The following is a 16488-nucleotide window of genomic DNA, read 5'->3' as shown; positions in this document are numbered from 1 at the left end:
TGGGGCGAACGACGGGGCTCGAACCCGCGACAACCAGAATCACAATCTGGGACTCTACCAACTGAGCTACGTCCGCCACTGAAGACTTAGATTATAGCTTTTGAGCCAAAACCCTGTCAAAAATGGCTTAGACGCAGGGTTTAGGCGCCTTCAAACTCAAATGCTGCCCAATCGCCCAGGGTCAAGCTAGCATCAATAAAGAAGTCCAAAATGGCGGCCTTGCTTTGCACTTTAGCTAAGGCATGGTGATCAGAAAGGCGCTGACGCCAGTAGCGGGAACCTGCCCTGCCATGTGCCAGCCCCAGAATGTGGCGGGTGAATGCACCAATATAAAAAGGCTTTCCTTTGGCTTGGCACTCATCAAACCAAGCTTGAACTTGCTTCACTAGTGCAATCTGAATACGATGCCACTCTGTTTCACTAAAGAGGTAGCCAGCAGCATCGCCATCGGTATGAATCATGTCATCCCAACCCAAAAGCAATGCCGGAAAATGATAGGCCGCTCTTCCAACCATAAAGCCATCAAAGTCATCCCAATGACCGGCAATTTGATCATTGGTTTCCAAGCCACCGTTGAGTAATACCTTGAGATCAGGAAATTGCTTTTGCGCATCTAAACGAAGTTTGGCAGCCACTTCATAACGTAATGGTGGTTTACTGCGGTTCTCTTTAGGAGATAAACCCTTCAGCACTGCATTGCGTGCATGAATGGTTACCTGACTAGCACCTGCATCCGCTACAGCAAGAATAAAGTTCAATGCAAATTGATAGTCCGCCTCAGAGTTAGCAGCATCCATCGAATCCAAACCAAGTCGATGCTTTACGGTGATCGGAGTATCCACAGCCGTCTTCATTGCTTTAACACAATCAGCAACGAGTTGTGGCTCAGCCATGAGGCAAGCACCAAGGGCACCACGTTGTACGCGCTCTGATGGACAACCACAATTAAGATCAATCTCATCGTAGCCCCACTGCTGTGCTAACTCCGCAGCTTTAGCTAGATCAGAAGGCTCGGAGCCACCCAATTGAAGAACAACAGGATGCTGCTCTTGCGAATAATCTAAATGACGCGGCACATCTCCATGAATGAGGGCACCAGTAGTGACCATCTCAGTATAGAGAACTGCTTCTTTAGTCAGAGATCGATGAAAAGAACGACAGTGACGATCTGTCCATTCCATCATGGGGGCAACAGCTAAGCGCTTGGGGTTATTTACAGTCATACCAATATCAAGCCAATACTCTCTGGGTCACAAAAGATCTCTCTTGCCCCGTTACCGGGTCTTTAAATTCAATCTCTTTTGCTAAGAGTTGCAGCGGTTTGGAAAAGTCCAAATCATACTCTTGGTAAGGGGTAAGCACAGGGTAGATCTGATCATACTGAATGGGAATGCCGAGGCTATTGAGATGACAACGCAATTGATGCTTCTTGCCACTACCAGGGGTTAAGCGATATTTGGCCCAGGGTTCATTTACCTCAAGTAATTCAACCAAGGTATCGGCATTTACCTCTCCCGCCACCTCCTGCATTTGTAGAAAGTGTTTAGACTCCTCTAATCTACTTTGATAGGTCATTGGTAATTGCTTGATCAGGCCCTCTGAATAGGGCGCGATCGCTTCATAGACTTTCTTGACTGCGCGATCTCTAAATAAATTTTGATATTGCGCTCGCTCTTGCCGAATCACAGAAAAAATCACTAGGCCTGCCGTGTCGCGATCAATCCGATGAATCGGGCTCAGCTCTTGAATACCCGTTTTTTTCTTCAGACGGTTCAGTAGGGTTTGATGTAAATAAAGACCGCTTGGCGTTACCGGCAAAAAATGAGGTTTGTCTGCCACCAGGATATGTTCGTCCTGAAAAAGAATGGCTTCCTCAAAAGGAATTTCTGGTTCGCGAGCTAAGCGCCTGAAATAGAGCAGATGCGTATTGGGAAGATAGGCATCACCTGCAGCAAGTGCCTCACCCTCTTCGTTAAATATCAGGCCTTCTGCAAAACGAGCTTCCCACTCACCTCTATCAATATGCGGAAAATTTGCAATAAAGAAATCCAACAGACAGGCGTAATTCTGCCCGGCTGGCAAATACACTTTTGATGAGGAGACTCCTTCAGAATTGACTTTCATTTGGACTAGATTATCCACGCCACCCAGGGGAATAAAACAATCTCAATACGACTATCCAGAAACCCCTCTAAAATGTGCCAGCAACACCCATAAGAACTAGAAAATAATAGACAACATGCTTGAACTCTCTGCATTCGACCTTGGCCTTTTACTAGCCTGCGCTTTATTTGCAGGCTTGGTCGACTCCATTATTGGAGGAGGGGGAATGATTCAAGTGCCAGCCCTTTTTGCCGCCTTGCCAGGCTTCCCACCAGCAACCCTGCTCTCTGTGAATAAGTTTGGCTCGATTGTGGGAACTATTGGTTCAGCCATTCAGTACAGCCGGGCTAATAAAAGCCCCTGGGGCTTGGTCATCATTTCTTCCTCGTTTGCATTTTTCGCCTCAGTTGCAGGAGCATACCTTGTCACTCAATTGCCAACAGAATGGCTCAGAGGCGCTCTACCTTTTTTATTACTTGCACTACTGATCTTTAATATCAAATCCAGTGCCGGTCTAGTGCATGCACCTAAGCATGAGCATCACAAACAAAAAGCAATCGCCTCTACCGGTGCAGGCATCATTGGTTTTTATGATGGCTTTCTGGGGCCTGGAGCTGGTGCCTTTTATAAACTTTTCTATACCCGCGTATTAGGATTTGATTTTTTACGATCTGCAGCACCTGCGAAGTGCCTCAATATTGCCTCCAATTTAGGGGCACTCTGCGTCTTTTTCTATCTCGGTTTTTTTGACTGGCAGCTTGGCTTATTGATGGCTAGCGCTAATCTCGTAGGCGGCCAAATTGGCACTAAGATTGCCATCAAACATGGCAATACCTTTATCCGCAAAGGTTTCTTTATTCTAGTGACGATATTGATCATCAAGACCTTTTACGATGCGTTTCTTAAATAAGTACTCAGTCAATAGATAACTAGATTAGTTGGTTATTCGTGGATTTATACCTATTTAAAGAGTAAATTAAACATATAGAGTTTTAGTTTATTAAATACAAAGAGGGTGTTATGAAAATTTTATTACCTGTTGATGGCTCCAAATCTTCGCTCAATGCAGCCAAGTACGTAGCAAAGCTTTCTAAAGACTTGCGCAGCAAGTGCACCGTTACATTAATTAGTGTGCATGATGATATTGGCCTTGGTCACGTGAAGCAATTTGTTGCTAATAGCGTAATTGATGACTACCTCCGCGAAGTGAGTGAGAAAGATCTCAAAGGAGCTCAAAAGACTCTGGATACTGCTGGCGTCAAACACAGCATGGTGATTAAGCGCGGTCACATTGCCAGCGAAATCATTACTCTAGCCAATAAAGAAAAGTTTGACCTCATTGTCATGGGCTCAAAAGGTCGTAGTGGTATCGTGGATGCCATCATGGGCTCTGTCGCACAAAAGGTAAGCAATGCAGCCAAGCAGCCTGTTTTATTGGTTAAATAAGTACAAAGGTTAATCATCAGATTAACTTCAATAGGCCGTCTATATGACGGCCTTTTTTACGGGCTACTAAATGAGTATTTTGCTTCTATTGTTTGCACCGGGCTTATTTGCCCTAGTCTGGCTCATCCGCCTGCAGATTTGCCTATCCAGAGTCCGTTATCTAGTGGATACCTACGGCATGGATCGCAAAAAATTGCGTAAGTTGTCATGCAAAGAGCTCAAGAAACTCCGCATATCGATTGATGAACTTCGGCAAACTAATGATGCTTATGCCTTAGAGAATCTTGTTAGGCCATTTAGGGCATAACAAACAATAGCCCAAAATTAGTCGGATCAGACTAGGTGTAATTCGACCCTCTTACCTAAGGCAGCAGCATACTTTCGCAGTGTACTTAAACTTGGGGAGTGCTTTCCAGTTGCCAAAGAGCTTTCGAGTCTGGCTATTGCAGGAGCTTGTGTACCCATTCTGCGAGCCACTTCAGCCTGAGATAAACCTGCGGCTTTACGAGCCTGCAGTATTTCATCAAGAATCGCAAACTCCTCTTTATTTAAGCGCTCAACCTCAGCCTTGACTGCTGGATTTTTCAACATCTTGCTAACTGCTTGCTTATGGGTCAATGTCTTTGTCTTCATAATTTCACTTCCCTCATTCTCAACTTGGCTAGCCTTAGTTCTTTATCGGGAGTTTTCTGCGATTTCTTAATAAAGCTATGCAACATCACAATCTCTCGCTCCACCACAGTACAAAAGAAAACTCTTGCAATCCCCTCTATACCTTTTAGCCTGAGCTCAAATAAACCACCGCCAAACGAATCGGTATGCGGCAAACCTAAATGCGGCCCATATTCAATCATGCGCTGCGTCAAAGCAATGTAGCGCGCCTGCAAAGAAATAGGTAATTCAAAAATTTGCTCCAATACATCGGGGCTGTAATAGCGAATGGTATAAGTCATTCAATGATGCTAACAAATATGTTATCATCAAACAACCATGTTGCGCAAGGGCCATCCAAGAGTGAGGGTATATTGGACTCACAAATAAATCCCGTAATCCAGCTAGAACAGATGGCTAATCTTCAGAGGCTATATTGCTCTTTGATTTACCCTCTTAGATAGCTCCTGAGCAGATTCTTTTCGCTCGCTGTAGCGATCCGTCAAATACTCGCTAACTCCACGAGTCAGTAATGTGAACTTATAGAGCTCTTCCATGACATCAACGACGCGATCATAAAAGGAAGATGGCTTCATACGCCCATCTTCTTCAAACTCTGTAAAAGCCTTGGCAACCGATGATTGATTGGGAATCGTAATCATCCTCATCCATCGTCCCAAGATGCGCATTTGATTAACCGCATTAAAGGATTGCGATCCCCCACAAACCTGCATTACAGCCAAGGTTTTTCCTTGAGTAGGCCTAACAGCACCCTCAGACAAAGGAATCCAATCAATCTGTGTTTTTAGCAAGCCGGTCATAGCACCATGGCGCTCCGGGGAAGTCCAAACCATTCCCTCTGCCCATAATGCTAATTGACGTAACTCTTGAACCTTTGGATGGGTGTCGGGTGCGCCATCAACTAGAGGTAGGCCAGTAGGGTCAAAAATTTTGACTTCGCCACCCATAGCGGTTAACAGCCTCGCCGCCTCGAAAGTAAGGAGCCTACTATAGGATCTCTCACGCAGTGAACCATACAGCATCAAAAACCGAGGCGCATGATCACCAGCCTGAATACTCAATTTTTCTAATTCAGGAATCTGGAAAAGATCCTCTACTAAGGCAGGAAATTGCAGTGGCAACTCAAACACTTAAGATACATCCTTTTGAAAATACTTTTCCTTAAGCCATAAGGCTACAGTGACTAAGCCAATCATGATGGGCACCTCTACCAAAGGGCCGATGACTGCTGCAAAGGCTGCTCCAGAATTAATTCCAAAGACCGCAATAGCAACAGCAATAGCCAACTCAAAGTTATTGCTGGAAGCGGTAAAAGAAAGTGTGCAGCAACGCTTGTAATCAATCCCCATCTTGCCAGTCACTAAGAAAGTCAGTAAGAACATGATGAGAAAGAAAACTAACAATGGCACGGCAATAGTCACGACATCCATCGGAAGCGTTAAGATGACGCCGCCTTTGAGGCTAAACATCACGATGATAGTGAAGAGTAAAGCTATTAAAGTAATCTTGCCAATGCGGGGCACAAAATGCTCGTGGTAATGCTCCTTAGACATGAACTTGAGCATGACTACCCTTGTCAATATTCCGGCAATACAAGGAATACCTAAGTAGATAAATACACTCTCTGCAATCTGCCCCATACCGACGCTGACATTTGATCCAGCGAGACCAAAGTAAGGCGGCAATACAGTCAAGAAGAAATAAGCATAGACACTAAAAAACAGTACTTGAAAAATGGCATTAAATGCTACTAAGCCAGCAGCGTATTCAGTGGAGCCCTTGGCTAAATCATTCCAAATAATGACCATCGCAACACAAGGTGCAATGCCAATCAAAATCAGACCAGCCATATATTCTGGTTGGTCAGGAACAAAAGTGATTGCCAGAAAGAACATTAAAGTCGGCGCAATAATCCAGTTCATCAAAATGGATATACCGAAGATGCGCTTATCTTTAAATACGTCAGGCAAGTCTTCGTAGCGCACCTTAGCAAACGGTGGGTACATCATCAAGATCAAGCCAATAGCAATTGGAAGATTAGTTGTGCCGACCTGAAAGGAATTAATAAATCCTTCAATACCCGGGATAAAGTGGCCTAAGGCAATACCAACTGCCATTGCAACAAAAATCCAGACCGTTAAATAGCGATCCAAAAAGGAAAGTTTTTTAGTAATCGAGCTCATGCTTTGCTATGAATTTCTTTAAGGCTCATCGAGTCGAGTTTTTCCAATGGCATTGCAGCCAAGATATCTAAGCGCTTCTTAAGACCATTCTTGACCTCATGAAATGCTGCTCTCTTTTCTAAATCAGTACCCTGCACTTGTGATGGGTCAGGAAAGCCCCAATGCGCTGTTGCAGGCTTACCAGGCCAAAATGGACAAACCTCGCCAGCAGCGTTATCACATACCGTAATAATGAAATCCATTTGAGGAGCATTAGCCCCACCAAATACATCCCAGCTTTTTGACTTTAGGAGTGTGCGGTCCATGCCTAACTCCTCTGCGATATCAGCAGCAATTGGATTAACACTTGTACCCGGTGTTGAGCCTGCAGAATAGCCTACGAACTTACCACTTGGGTGCGTTGATGCTAAAGCCTCACCTAATACGGATCGAGCAGAATTATGGGTGCATAAAAAAAGAATGTTGTACTGTTTCATTGAGCATTTGCCTTTTTTAAAGATTTTGGTGATTCGCAGGATTTACCCCCGCAGCAGTTAGCCAGCAAAAACCCACTGAGCGCTTCAACCATTCCAGGGTTTGGTCTGTATATGAGGTTACGACTCTGACGCTCGACAGTAATGAGATTGGCCTGATAAAGCTCTTTTAGATGGAAGCTGAGCGTTGCATTCGGAATACCCAACATCTCATGAATTTGTGATGGCATTAAACCTGTATCGCCCTTTTGCACAATGAGGCGGTAAACGTTTAAGCGTGACTCCTGCCCTAGGGCAACGAATGCTTGTATTGCTTCAATATTTTTCATAATTCGATAATAATAGAAATATATTACAAATTAATGACTACGGCGCAACAAAACCATAGCGCCTCATCACTTGCTTGGACTTAGGCTCTTGTAGATAGAGATAGAACTCTTTAGCACTTGGTGCAGAGTTTTTAATCAAAGCCATCTTTTGTTTCAGCGGCTTATGAAAGCTATCCGGTATCAGCACAGATGAGGATTGAGCTTGAATTTGTGGGGAAGAGGCTAGAGATAAAGCGGAGATCGCAAAATCAGCCGACCCCGTTAAAGCAAACATCGTTGCTTGAGAAATATTTTCCCCAAATACGAGCTTGGGCTGAGCCAAATCCCAGGCCCCCATGCTAATGAGATATTCTTTTGCCGCTCTGCCATAAGGGGCGTGATCTGGATTAGCTACAGCAATCTTCTTAGCCGCTTGAATCGCTTTCATTAGGGCGTCTTTGTCAGTGCCGAGCTGAATTAACCCACCTTTTTTCTGTAAGAGCACGATTCTGCCGATTGCATACAGAGTTCCATCATCCACTGTTAAACCATGTTTAGATAAGTCGTCTACATAAGCTTCATCAGCAGACATCAGCAAGCTAAATGGTGCGCCATTTTTGGTTTGCTGCCACAGCACACCAGATGAACCAAACACCAGTTTGACGTCTTGCCCTTTTTCCGCCTTATAGTTAGCGGCAATTTCTTCGACGGCAAACTTGAGATCTGAGGCAGCAGCCACTGTTGGCGCAGTTTGAGCAATAGAGGTCAAGATATAGAGAGTTAAGAATCCCAAAAGAATACTTTTAACCATGGTCATTCAATTTCTCCAATGCTCGCTATTCTTGTAGTGTAACGATTTCTTACTAACGCTTACCAACCCTTATTAACTTCCACCCTTGAGTTTACGTAAAGCATCTGCCATTGCGTTATTCATTGGGGGCGCAGATCTTCTATCTTCCTGCGGTCTTCTAGCCTCTGGCGTTCTTGGGGTTCCAGGTCGATTTGCCCTTTGCTCAGGCTTTGCGCCTACCGACACTTTAGGAGCTTCATCAGATAGTCGCATCGTCAAAGCAATACGCTTACGCTTTTCATCAACTTCCAGTACTTTAACCTTCACAACCTGACCTGCCTTAACTACGGTATGCGGATCTTTAACAAAGGTATTGGCTAATGCAGAGATATGCACCAGGCCATCTTGATGAACACCAATATCCACAAATGCTCCAAAGGCTGCAACGTTCGTCACAACTCCTTCCAGAATCATGTCAGCCTTGAGATCGCTGATTTTTTCTACGCCATCTTTAAATGTGGCGGTGGTGAACTCAGGTCTCGGATCACGGCCCGGCTTTTCCAATTCCTTGATGATGTCAGTGACCGTAGGTACTCCAAACTTCTCATCAGCATACTTTTCTGGACTAAGGCCTTTCAGAATAGTTGCATCACCAATCACTTCTTTAACGCCCTTCTTGATGTCTTTCAGGATCTTCTCTACCAAGGGATAGGATTCAGGATGGACTGCTGATGCATCTAATGGATCTTTACCATTCATGATGCGTAAGAAACCTGCTGCCTGCTCAAAGGTCTTGTCACCTAAGCGTGGCACGCTCCGCAAATCTGCCCGAGTCTGAAAGGCGCCATTGCTATCCCGATAAGAAACAATACCTTCAGCAACCGTGCTACTCAAACCTGAAACCCTTGCCAGTAAAGGCGCTGATGCCGTGTTCACATCAACACCTACCGCGTTTACGCAATCCTCCACAACAGCAACCAAAGACTTGGCTAACTGTGTCTGCATCACATCGTGCTGATACTGACCCACCCCAATCGACTTCGGATCAATCTTGACTAACTCCGCTAGTGGATCTTGCAATCTTCTGGCGATGGATACTGCTCCGCGCAAAGATACATCCATACCGGGCAACTCTTTAGAGGCGTACTCAGAGGCGGAGTAAACCGATGCTCCCGCTTCAGACACCACTATCTTAGTTAGCTTAAGTTCTGGCTTGGCCTTGATTAAATCTTGCGCCAACTTATCTGTTTCACGGGATGCGGTACCGTTACCGATTGAAATTAAAGTCGCCTTATGCTTCTCAGCTAATTTAGCAAGGGTATGCAATGAGCCATCCCAATCGTTCTTAGGCTGATGTGGGTAGATAACATCCGTATCCACTACCTTACCAGTAGCATCGACAACAGCTACCTTAACGCCTGTTCTCATTCCAGGATCCAAGCCAATAGTCACCTTTGGACCCGCGGGGGCAGCTAACAGTAAATCCTTAAGGTTACGCGCAAACACATTAATCGCCTCAGCTTCGGAGCGTTCACGCAAAGCACTCATGAGCTCGGACTCCAAATGCATCGAACACTTGATACGCCAAGTCCAGCGCACGGTCTCAGCCAGCCATTGATCAGCTAGACGACCTTCATTTTTAATCTTGAAATGATTAGCAATGCGGGACTCGCAAGGATTATGAGGCGCATCCCATTTGGGTTTTTCTTCCTCAGTATCCAAGCGCAGATTGACCATCAGCATTTGTTCGCGACGACCTCTAAATAAAGCTAAGGCACGATGTGACGGAATTGCAGCAATAGGTTCAGAGTAATCAAAGTAATCCGCGAATTTCTCACCCTCTTGCTCCTTACCAGCAATTACCTTGGACTCCACGACACCATGTTCTTGTAAGTAGGCCCTGAGTGACTGCACTAAGCCAGCGTCTTCTGCAAAGCGCTCCATCAAAATCTGACGGGCACCTTCAAGAGCAGCTTTCACGTCAGGAACTCCAGGGTTATTCGTGCCATCAACGTCAAATGCTTCTTTAATATATTTGGCGGCCTCTATTTCAGGAGCTAAATTAGAATTAGCGAGCAAATCATTCGCTAGTGGCTCTAATCCTGCTTCTAGGGCGATTTGGGCTTTGGTTCGGCGCTTAGGTTTATATGGAAGGTAGAGATCCTCCAGGCGCGTCTTATCCTCAGCAAGCATGATGGCCTTGAGCAACTCCGGGGTCATCTTGCCCTGCTCCTCAATTGATGCCACGATTGCCTTACGACGATCTTCTAACTCACGTAAATAACTCAGACGCTCTTCTAGTAGGCGTAACTGCGCATCATCTAATCCGCCAGTAGCTTCCTTGCGATATCGGGCAATAAAAGGAACGGTAGCACCCTCATCCATCAAAGCAATAGCAGCAGCTACTTGAGCGGGTTTGGCGGATAACTCTAGGGCAAGACGTTGTTCAATGGATGGCAGCATGAGGATCTATTTTTACTATTATTTTTTGGAATATGGATTTCAATGAAGAACAAAAGCCACCCGGAGGTGACTTTTGTTGTGTAGCTTGAAGTAGCTTAGTCGCGTGCCGCTTTCTTACGCTCATGCTCCTTGAGGTAGCGCTTACGAATACGAATACTCTTCGGCGTTACTTCAACCAATTCATCATCATCGATAAATTCAACAGCGTACTCAAGGTTCATCGCGATTGGTGTAACCAAGCGCACTGCTTCGTCAGTACCAGAGGCGCGAACGTTGGTTAATTGTTTACCTTTAATTGGGTTCACAACCAAATCATTGTCACGGCTATGAATACCGATAACCATACCTTCATACAAAGGATCGCCAGGACTCACAAACATACGACCACGGTCTTGCAATTTCCACAAAGCGTAAGCCACTGCTTCGCCATCATCTTGACTGATCAATACGCCGTTATGACGCTCACCCAAGATGCCGTCTTTTGCAGGTGCGTACGAATCAAATGTGTGGCTCATTAAACCGTTACCGCGAGTCATGGTCATGAAATCGCCTTGGAAGCCGATCAAACCACGTGCAGGAATACGGTACTCAAGACGTGTGCGACCTTTACCATCACTCACCATATCGAGTAATTCACCTTTGCGCTTACCCAAGTCCTCCATGACGGCACCTTGAGTTGTATCTTCTACGTCAACCGTTAAGTTCTCGTACGGCTCCATCTTGACGCCATCGACTTCGTGGAATACCACGCGTGGACGTGAAACTGCCAACTCGTAACCTTCACGACGCATTGTTTCTACCAAGATAGTGAGATGCAATTCGCCACGACCTGACACTTCAAACACAGTGTCATCATCAGTTTCTTTTACTCGCAAAGCCATATTGGACTTCAATTCACGATCTAAACGCTCACGAATCTGACGGCTTGTAACAAACTTACCTTCACGACCAGCCAATGGGCTAGTGTTCACCATGAAGTTCATGGTCAAAGTAGGTTCGTCAATTTTGAGCATTGGCAATGCTTCTGGGGTATCAGGGGAACAAATTGTTGTTCCAATGGCCAAATCTTCAATGCCGTTTACCAATACGATGTCGCCCGCTTGCGCCTCATCAACAATCTCGCGTTCTAAGCCGCGGAATTTCAATACTTGGTTAATACGACCTTTGCGTTGAACGCCATCAGGACCGTCCATGAAAACCACATCCATCAATGGCTTTACAGTTCCACGGTTTACACGACCTACACCAATCTTACCTACGTAAGTGCTGTACTCAATAGAGGTAATTTGTAATTGCAATGGACCTTCTGGATTGTCATCACGCACTGGAACATGTTTAAGCACAGTATCAAACAATGGGCGCATGTCGCCTTCGCGCACATCATCAGTCAAACCGGCATAGCCATTCAGACCAGACGCGTATACCACTGGGAAATCCAACTGCTCCTCAGTTGCACCTAACTTATCAAACAACTCAAATGTGGCATTAATGACGTAGTCTGTGCGAGCACCTGGACGGTCAACCTTATTAATCACCACAATCGGCTTCAGGCCGAGAGCCAAAGCTTTTTTGGTTACGAAGCGAGTTTGTGGCATTGGACCTTCAACCGCGTCAACCAGGAGCAAAACACCGTCAACCATGGAGAGCACACGCTCTACCTCGCCACCGAAGTCAGCGTGTCCCGGTGTGTCTACGATATTGATGTGCGTGCCGTCATATTCAACCGCACAGTTCTTGGACAAAATAGTAATGCCACGCTCCTTTTCCAAGTCATTTGAGTCCATGACGCGTTCGGTCATTTTTTCATTGGAGCGGAATGTGCCTGATTGGCGCAAGAGTTGGTCAACCAAAGTAGTTTTACCGTGGTCAACGTGGGCGATGATGGCGATATTACGAAGTGCGCGTTTAGTCATGTGAAGCTTCTAAAGTTAAGAATAAGGTTAATAAATAAGGGGTTAAGTTTGCTTAATGTGCCGAAGAAATCAAACGCTTAGGATGTAAAACCCCAGAGCGCCAATCACCAGTACCAATAAAGTTATGTGGGGCTGCTGTTGCACGATAGATACGAACTAGCGCTTCTATCGCAGGTAAATTCAGTGGGACGCGTTGACCCATCTCCAAGCGCTTTGCTTGTTGTTCATCCACAGTTAAATGCGGCAAGGTTTGCAAGAGCGCGTCGACTGGCAAGATATAGCTTGAGCTATCTTGTAAGCCCTTCTGAATCGACTCAATTGTGAAAGACTGCTCTAAATTGAGGTGCCCTACTTCGGTGCGACGCAGACCAACTAGATGTGCACCACAACCCAAAGCCTTACCAATATCTTCCGCCAATACGCGAATATAAGTACCTTTACTACAGCTCACTTCTAAAGTGGCTTCTGGCCAATTGATATTGGTCCAACGAATGGCATGAATCGTAATATCTCGGGCAGGACGCTCTAACTCCACACCTGCACGAGCGTATTCATATAAAGGCTTGCCATCGCGTTTGAGCGCGGAATACATTGGGGGAACTTGACTAATCGGGCCCGTGAAAGCTGGCAACAAAGAATTTAATGCAACTCGAATAGCAGCCTCATCAGCAAATACAGGCACAGGAAGCTCTTCAATAACCAAACCTTCGGCATCACCAGTATCAGTGCGCTGACCAAATTTCACTTGAGCGATATAGGTTTTATCAGCCTCTAATAAATCCTGAGAGTACTTCGTTGCTTCACCCAAGCAAATCGGGAGTAAGCCAGTAGCCATAGGATCTAGAGTGCCAGTATGTCCAGCCTTCTCTGCATTAAATGCACGCTTGACTGCAGTGACTGCACCTTGCGAGCTCATGCCAGCAGGTTTATCAAGCAAGACTACGCCATCGATACGTACAGACATAGCTATTTATGCGTTCTCGTCTTTGCGATCACTATCCACTGCTTGATCAATTAAACGAGACATTTCAATGCCATGCTCAACAGAACTATCGTAGTGGAAATGTAAGGTAGGCACAGTATGAATGTGCAAACGCTTAAACAACAATGAATGTAAATAGCCTGCCTTGTCCTGCAAAGCCTTCAATGCTACTTCAGGCTCTGCGCCCAAAACAGTAAAGAAGACTTTTGCATGGGCCAAATCTGGAGTGAGTTCGATACTTTGCAAAGTAATCAAACCTAAACTTGGACTACGCAATTCACGAGGGATTAGCTCGGCCAGGTCCCGCTGAATTTGATCGGCGAGACGCTGGTTACGATGAGGACTAGTTTTATGCATTAACTCGATTGCTCTTAAAGTGTTCTAGCGACTTCAGTCACTTCAAATGCTTCGAGTTGGTCGCCTTCTTTGATGTCGTTATAGCCTTTTAATGACAGACCACACTCAACACCGGCGCGAACTTCTTTTGCATCATCTTTAAAGCGCTTAAGAGAATCCAGTTCACCAGTCCAAATCACTACGTTTTCACGCAAGAGTCGGACACTAGAGGTGCGCTTAACAACGCCATCGAGAACCAAGCAACCAGCAATTGCACCAACTTTAGATACCAAGAAGACTTGACGAATCTCCACCATACCGGTGATTTCTTCTTTCTTATCTGGCGTTAACATGCCGCTCAAGGCTGCCTTCACTTCATCAACTGCGTCATAAATAATGTTGTGATAACGAATATCTACACCATTGTTCTCCGCTAACTTACGTGCTGCGCCATCCGCACGTGAGTTAAAGCCGATGATGACTGCTTTGGAAGCGACTGCTAAGTTCACGTCGGTCTCAGTAATGCCACCCACTGCTGCATGAACGATTTGTACCTTCACCTCTGCAGTAGATAGCTTTTGCAATGACTGTGACAGCGCTTCTTGAGAGCCTTGTACGTCTGCCTTAATGATCAACGGCAACAACTTCGCCTCAATCGCACCCTCTTCCATGTTTTCCATCATGGTTTCGAGTTTGAATGCTTGCTGTTTAGCCAACTTCACATCACGGAACTTACCTTGACGGAAGAGTGCGATCTCACGTGCTTTACGCTCGTCAGGAACCACTTGAACCGCTTCACCGGCTGCAGGAACTTCGGATAAACCTTGGATCTCAACAGGGATAGATGGGCCAGCTTCATTACATGGCTTGCCGTTTTCATCCAACATCGCACGAACGCGACCGTAGGTTGAACCCGCCAACAACATGTCGCCACGCTTGAGCGTGCCTGACTGAACCAAAATAGTGGCAACTGGGCCGCGACCTTTATCCAAACGGGCTTCAATTACGAGACCTTGCGCAGGAGCATCTTTTGCTGCCTTAAGTTCCAAAATTTCTGCTTGCAGAAGAACGTTCTCAAGTAAGGCATCAATGCCATCACCTGTTTTTGCGGAGACGCCAATAAATGGAACATCACCACCGTACTCCTCTGGAACCACTTGCTCAGCAACTAACTCAGTCTTAACGCGCTCTAGGTTTGCCTCTGGTTTATCGATCTTATTGATCGCCACAACAATCGGCACCCCACCAGCAACCGCATGGTGAATCGCTTCTTTCGTTTGTGGCATCACGCCGTCATCCGCCGCAACTACTAAGATCACGATATCCGTAGCCTTTGCACCACGAGCGCGCATCGCCGTAAAGGCTTCGTGACCCGGGGTGTCAAGGAAGGTAATCATGCCGCGCGGCGTTTCAACGTGATAAGCGCCAATGTGCTGAGTAATACCACCGGCTTCGCCAGTAGCAACTTTAGCTGCACGAATCTTATCGAGCAAAGATGTTTTACCGTGGTCAACGTGACCCATCACCGTAACAACTGGTGGACGCGGCAATAATTCAGCATCGTGACCAGTAATGCCGAGATCTAAATCTGGATCATCTAATTTAGCAGCATGGGCTGTATGACCCATTTCTTCTACGATGATCATGGCAGTATCTTGATCCAAGATCTGATTGATCGTTACCATCTGACCCATACCCATCAAGAGCTTAATGACTTCCGCACTCTTCACGGCCATTGCATGAGCTAACTCAGCAACAGTAATGGTTTCAGGAACATGAACATCACGTACAACTGGTTCTGTTGGAACTTGGAAATTGGTATCGACGTTAGCTTCTGCAATTTGACGTTGCTTTCTTCTGCCACCGCCTGAACGCCAACCACCTACACCACCAGAACTGTCGCCACGAGTCTTGAGGCCGCCAGGCTTCTTGGCACCCTCTTCTTGCCAGGTGGATGAAGTCTCTGCAGACTTAATTGTCTTGCCGCCAACTTTAGCAACGGCCTTTTTCTTATCGTCTGCACCTTCAGCCTTAGCAGGCTTATGAAGGGTGCCTTTTTTAGCCTCTTCAGCAGCAATTTCACTTGGCGCTTTGAGTACACGTGCAGGTGTGCTCATCATGTCGCGAATCGCTAAAGCTTCAGCTTCAGCGGCAGCACGACGTTTAGTGATGTCAGCTAACTGCGCTTTACTAGCGTCAGCGATATCTTTGGCCGCTTTATCGGCTTGCGCTTTCTTGTCTGCAGCTTTTACGGCAGCAGCAGAACCACTGTCATCTGACTTGACTGCTTTTTCAGCGACCGGCTCGGCCGCGCTAGCAGCAGCTGCAGCGTCAGCCTCTTTTTGACGGGCATCTTCTGCCGCCTTCATTTCTGCTTCTTGACGCGCTAATAACTCAGCCTGTCTAGTAGCTTCAGCTGCGCGCTTTTCTAACTCTTCAGCCGAGAGGATGGGTTTAGCAGGTGCTGCAGGTGCAACTTCTTTAGCCGCTGGAGCTGGAGCTTCTGCAGGAGCTTTATCCCCTGCCTTAACTAGTACGCGCTTTTTACGAACCTCAACCTGAACGGTGCGAGTGCGCCCAGCAGAATCTGCCTGGCGAATCTCAGAGTTTTCACGCTTGATCAAAGTAATCTTCTTACGACTACCTGTATCCGCACTGCCATGCTCTTTTTGCAAATGCTCAAGCAGAACAGTCTTGTCCTTTTCGGTAATGCTGTCGTCCTCAGAACCTTTTTCGATACCGGCCGCCTTCAATTGCTCCAGAAGGTCTGGCGCGGTACGTTTTAATTCTTTAGCGAGTACTTTTACTGTTGTTGCCAT

At 46.1% G+C, this 16488-nt stretch carries 17 protein-coding genes and 1 tRNA gene; 3 read left to right on the top strand and 15 right to left on the bottom strand.

Translation table 11 applies throughout. From position 1 onward, the window contains the following. From GQ359_RS03415 to GQ359_RS03405, 3 genes are all read right to left on the bottom strand, one after another. Positions 1-76: transfer RNA gene (locus GQ359_RS03415), tRNA-His, on the bottom strand. A gap of 64 nt (positions 77-140) precedes the next feature. Continuing rightward, positions 141-1223 carry a tRNA dihydrouridine(20/20a) synthase DusA gene (gene dusA / locus GQ359_RS03410; RefSeq protein WP_215387552.1) on the bottom strand — a complete coding sequence of 361 codons (1083 nt, stop codon included), beginning with the start codon at positions 1221-1223 and terminating at the stop codon, positions 141-143. Positions 1224-1230: 7 nt separating this feature from the next. After that, a complete protein-coding gene (locus GQ359_RS03405; RefSeq protein WP_215387550.1) occupies positions 1231-2124 on the bottom strand; it encodes a pseudouridine synthase in 894 nt (297 codons plus the stop codon). Positions 2125-2239: 115 nt separating this feature from the next. Here GQ359_RS03405 and GQ359_RS03400 point away from each other — a divergent pair, with 115 nt between their 5' ends. The 3 genes from GQ359_RS03400 to GQ359_RS03390 all read left to right on the top strand — a co-directional run bounded on the left by GQ359_RS03400 (position 2240) and on the right by GQ359_RS03390 (position 3856). Beyond that, positions 2240-3013 carry a TSUP family transporter gene (locus tag GQ359_RS03400; protein ID WP_215387548.1) on the top strand — a complete coding sequence of 258 codons (774 nt, stop codon included), beginning with the start codon at positions 2240-2242 and terminating at the stop codon, positions 3011-3013. Between the two features lie 110 nt (positions 3014-3123). Beyond that, the gene (locus tag GQ359_RS03395; RefSeq protein WP_215387547.1) at positions 3124-3549 is read left to right on the top strand and encodes a universal stress protein; all 426 of its coding nucleotides are present in this window, start codon (positions 3124-3126) and stop codon (positions 3547-3549) included. 70 nt (positions 3550-3619) lie between these two features. Further along, positions 3620-3856 carry a hypothetical protein gene (locus GQ359_RS03390; protein WP_215387546.1) on the top strand — a complete coding sequence of 79 codons (237 nt, stop codon included), beginning with the start codon at positions 3620-3622 and terminating at the stop codon, positions 3854-3856. A gap of 26 nt (positions 3857-3882) precedes the next feature. On the opposite strand, the gene GQ359_RS03385 is transcribed toward GQ359_RS03390, so the two are convergent. From GQ359_RS03385 to infB, 12 genes are all read right to left on the bottom strand, one after another. Then, a complete protein-coding gene (locus tag GQ359_RS03385) occupies positions 3883-4182 on the bottom strand; it encodes a helix-turn-helix domain-containing protein (RefSeq protein ID WP_114652461.1) in 300 nt (99 codons plus the stop codon). Then, positions 4179-4502 carry a type II toxin-antitoxin system RelE/ParE family toxin gene (locus GQ359_RS03380; protein WP_215387545.1) on the bottom strand — a complete coding sequence of 108 codons (324 nt, stop codon included), beginning with the start codon at positions 4500-4502 and terminating at the stop codon, positions 4179-4181. The genes GQ359_RS03385 and GQ359_RS03380 overlap by 4 nt, the downstream gene beginning before the upstream one ends. Positions 4503-4631: 129 nt before the next feature. Next, on the bottom strand, positions 4632-5351 hold the full coding sequence (gene arsH, locus GQ359_RS03375; RefSeq protein ID WP_256442531.1) for an arsenical resistance protein ArsH: 720 nt from the start codon (positions 5349-5351) through the stop codon (positions 4632-4634). Beyond that, the gene (gene arsB, locus GQ359_RS03370; protein ID WP_215387544.1) at positions 5352-6404 is read right to left on the bottom strand and encodes an ACR3 family arsenite efflux transporter; all 1053 of its coding nucleotides are present in this window, start codon (positions 6402-6404) and stop codon (positions 5352-5354) included. After that, a complete protein-coding gene (locus tag GQ359_RS03365; protein WP_215387543.1) occupies positions 6401-6880 on the bottom strand; it encodes an arsenate reductase ArsC in 480 nt (159 codons plus the stop codon). Before GQ359_RS03365 ends, arsB begins: the two co-directional genes overlap by 4 nt. Beyond that, positions 6877-7206, bottom strand: coding sequence for a helix-turn-helix transcriptional regulator (locus GQ359_RS03360; RefSeq protein WP_215387542.1), 330 nt, complete (start codon positions 7204-7206; stop codon positions 6877-6879). Before GQ359_RS03360 ends, GQ359_RS03365 begins: the two co-directional genes overlap by 4 nt. Before the next feature lie 37 nt (positions 7207-7243). Further along, entirely contained in the window at positions 7244-8002 is a 759-nt protein-coding gene (gene modA, locus GQ359_RS03355; RefSeq protein ID WP_215387541.1) for a molybdate ABC transporter substrate-binding protein, read from the bottom strand. A gap of 66 nt (positions 8003-8068) precedes the next feature. Beyond that, entirely contained in the window at positions 8069-10438 is a 2370-nt protein-coding gene (locus GQ359_RS03350; RefSeq protein WP_215387540.1) for a Tex family protein, read from the bottom strand. Between the two features lie 95 nt (positions 10439-10533). After that, complete coding sequence (typA, locus tag GQ359_RS03345) at positions 10534-12351, bottom strand: translational GTPase TypA (RefSeq protein ID WP_215387539.1); 1818 nt, start codon at positions 12349-12351, stop codon at positions 10534-10536. A 52-nt stretch (positions 12352-12403) separates the two neighbouring features. Then, positions 12404-13315, bottom strand: a complete 912-nt coding sequence (truB, locus tag GQ359_RS03340; protein WP_215387538.1) for a tRNA pseudouridine(55) synthase TruB — start codon at positions 13313-13315, stop codon at positions 12404-12406. Between the two features lie 6 nt (positions 13316-13321). Beyond that, positions 13322-13690 (bottom strand): 30S ribosome-binding factor RbfA, encoded by a 369-nt coding sequence (gene rbfA, locus GQ359_RS03335; RefSeq protein ID WP_015420788.1) that lies wholly within the window; start codon positions 13688-13690, stop codon positions 13322-13324. Between the two features lie 14 nt (positions 13691-13704). Continuing rightward, positions 13705-16488, bottom strand: a complete 2784-nt coding sequence (gene infB, locus GQ359_RS03330; protein ID WP_215387537.1) for a translation initiation factor IF-2 — start codon at positions 16486-16488, stop codon at positions 13705-13707.

Source organism: Polynucleobacter sp. AM-7D1, from assembly GCF_018688455.1.
Classification (GTDB): domain Bacteria; phylum Pseudomonadota; class Gammaproteobacteria; order Burkholderiales; family Burkholderiaceae; genus Polynucleobacter.
Note: the sequence above shows the minus strand (reverse complement) of the source record. Positions and strands in the feature narration are given on the sequence as shown.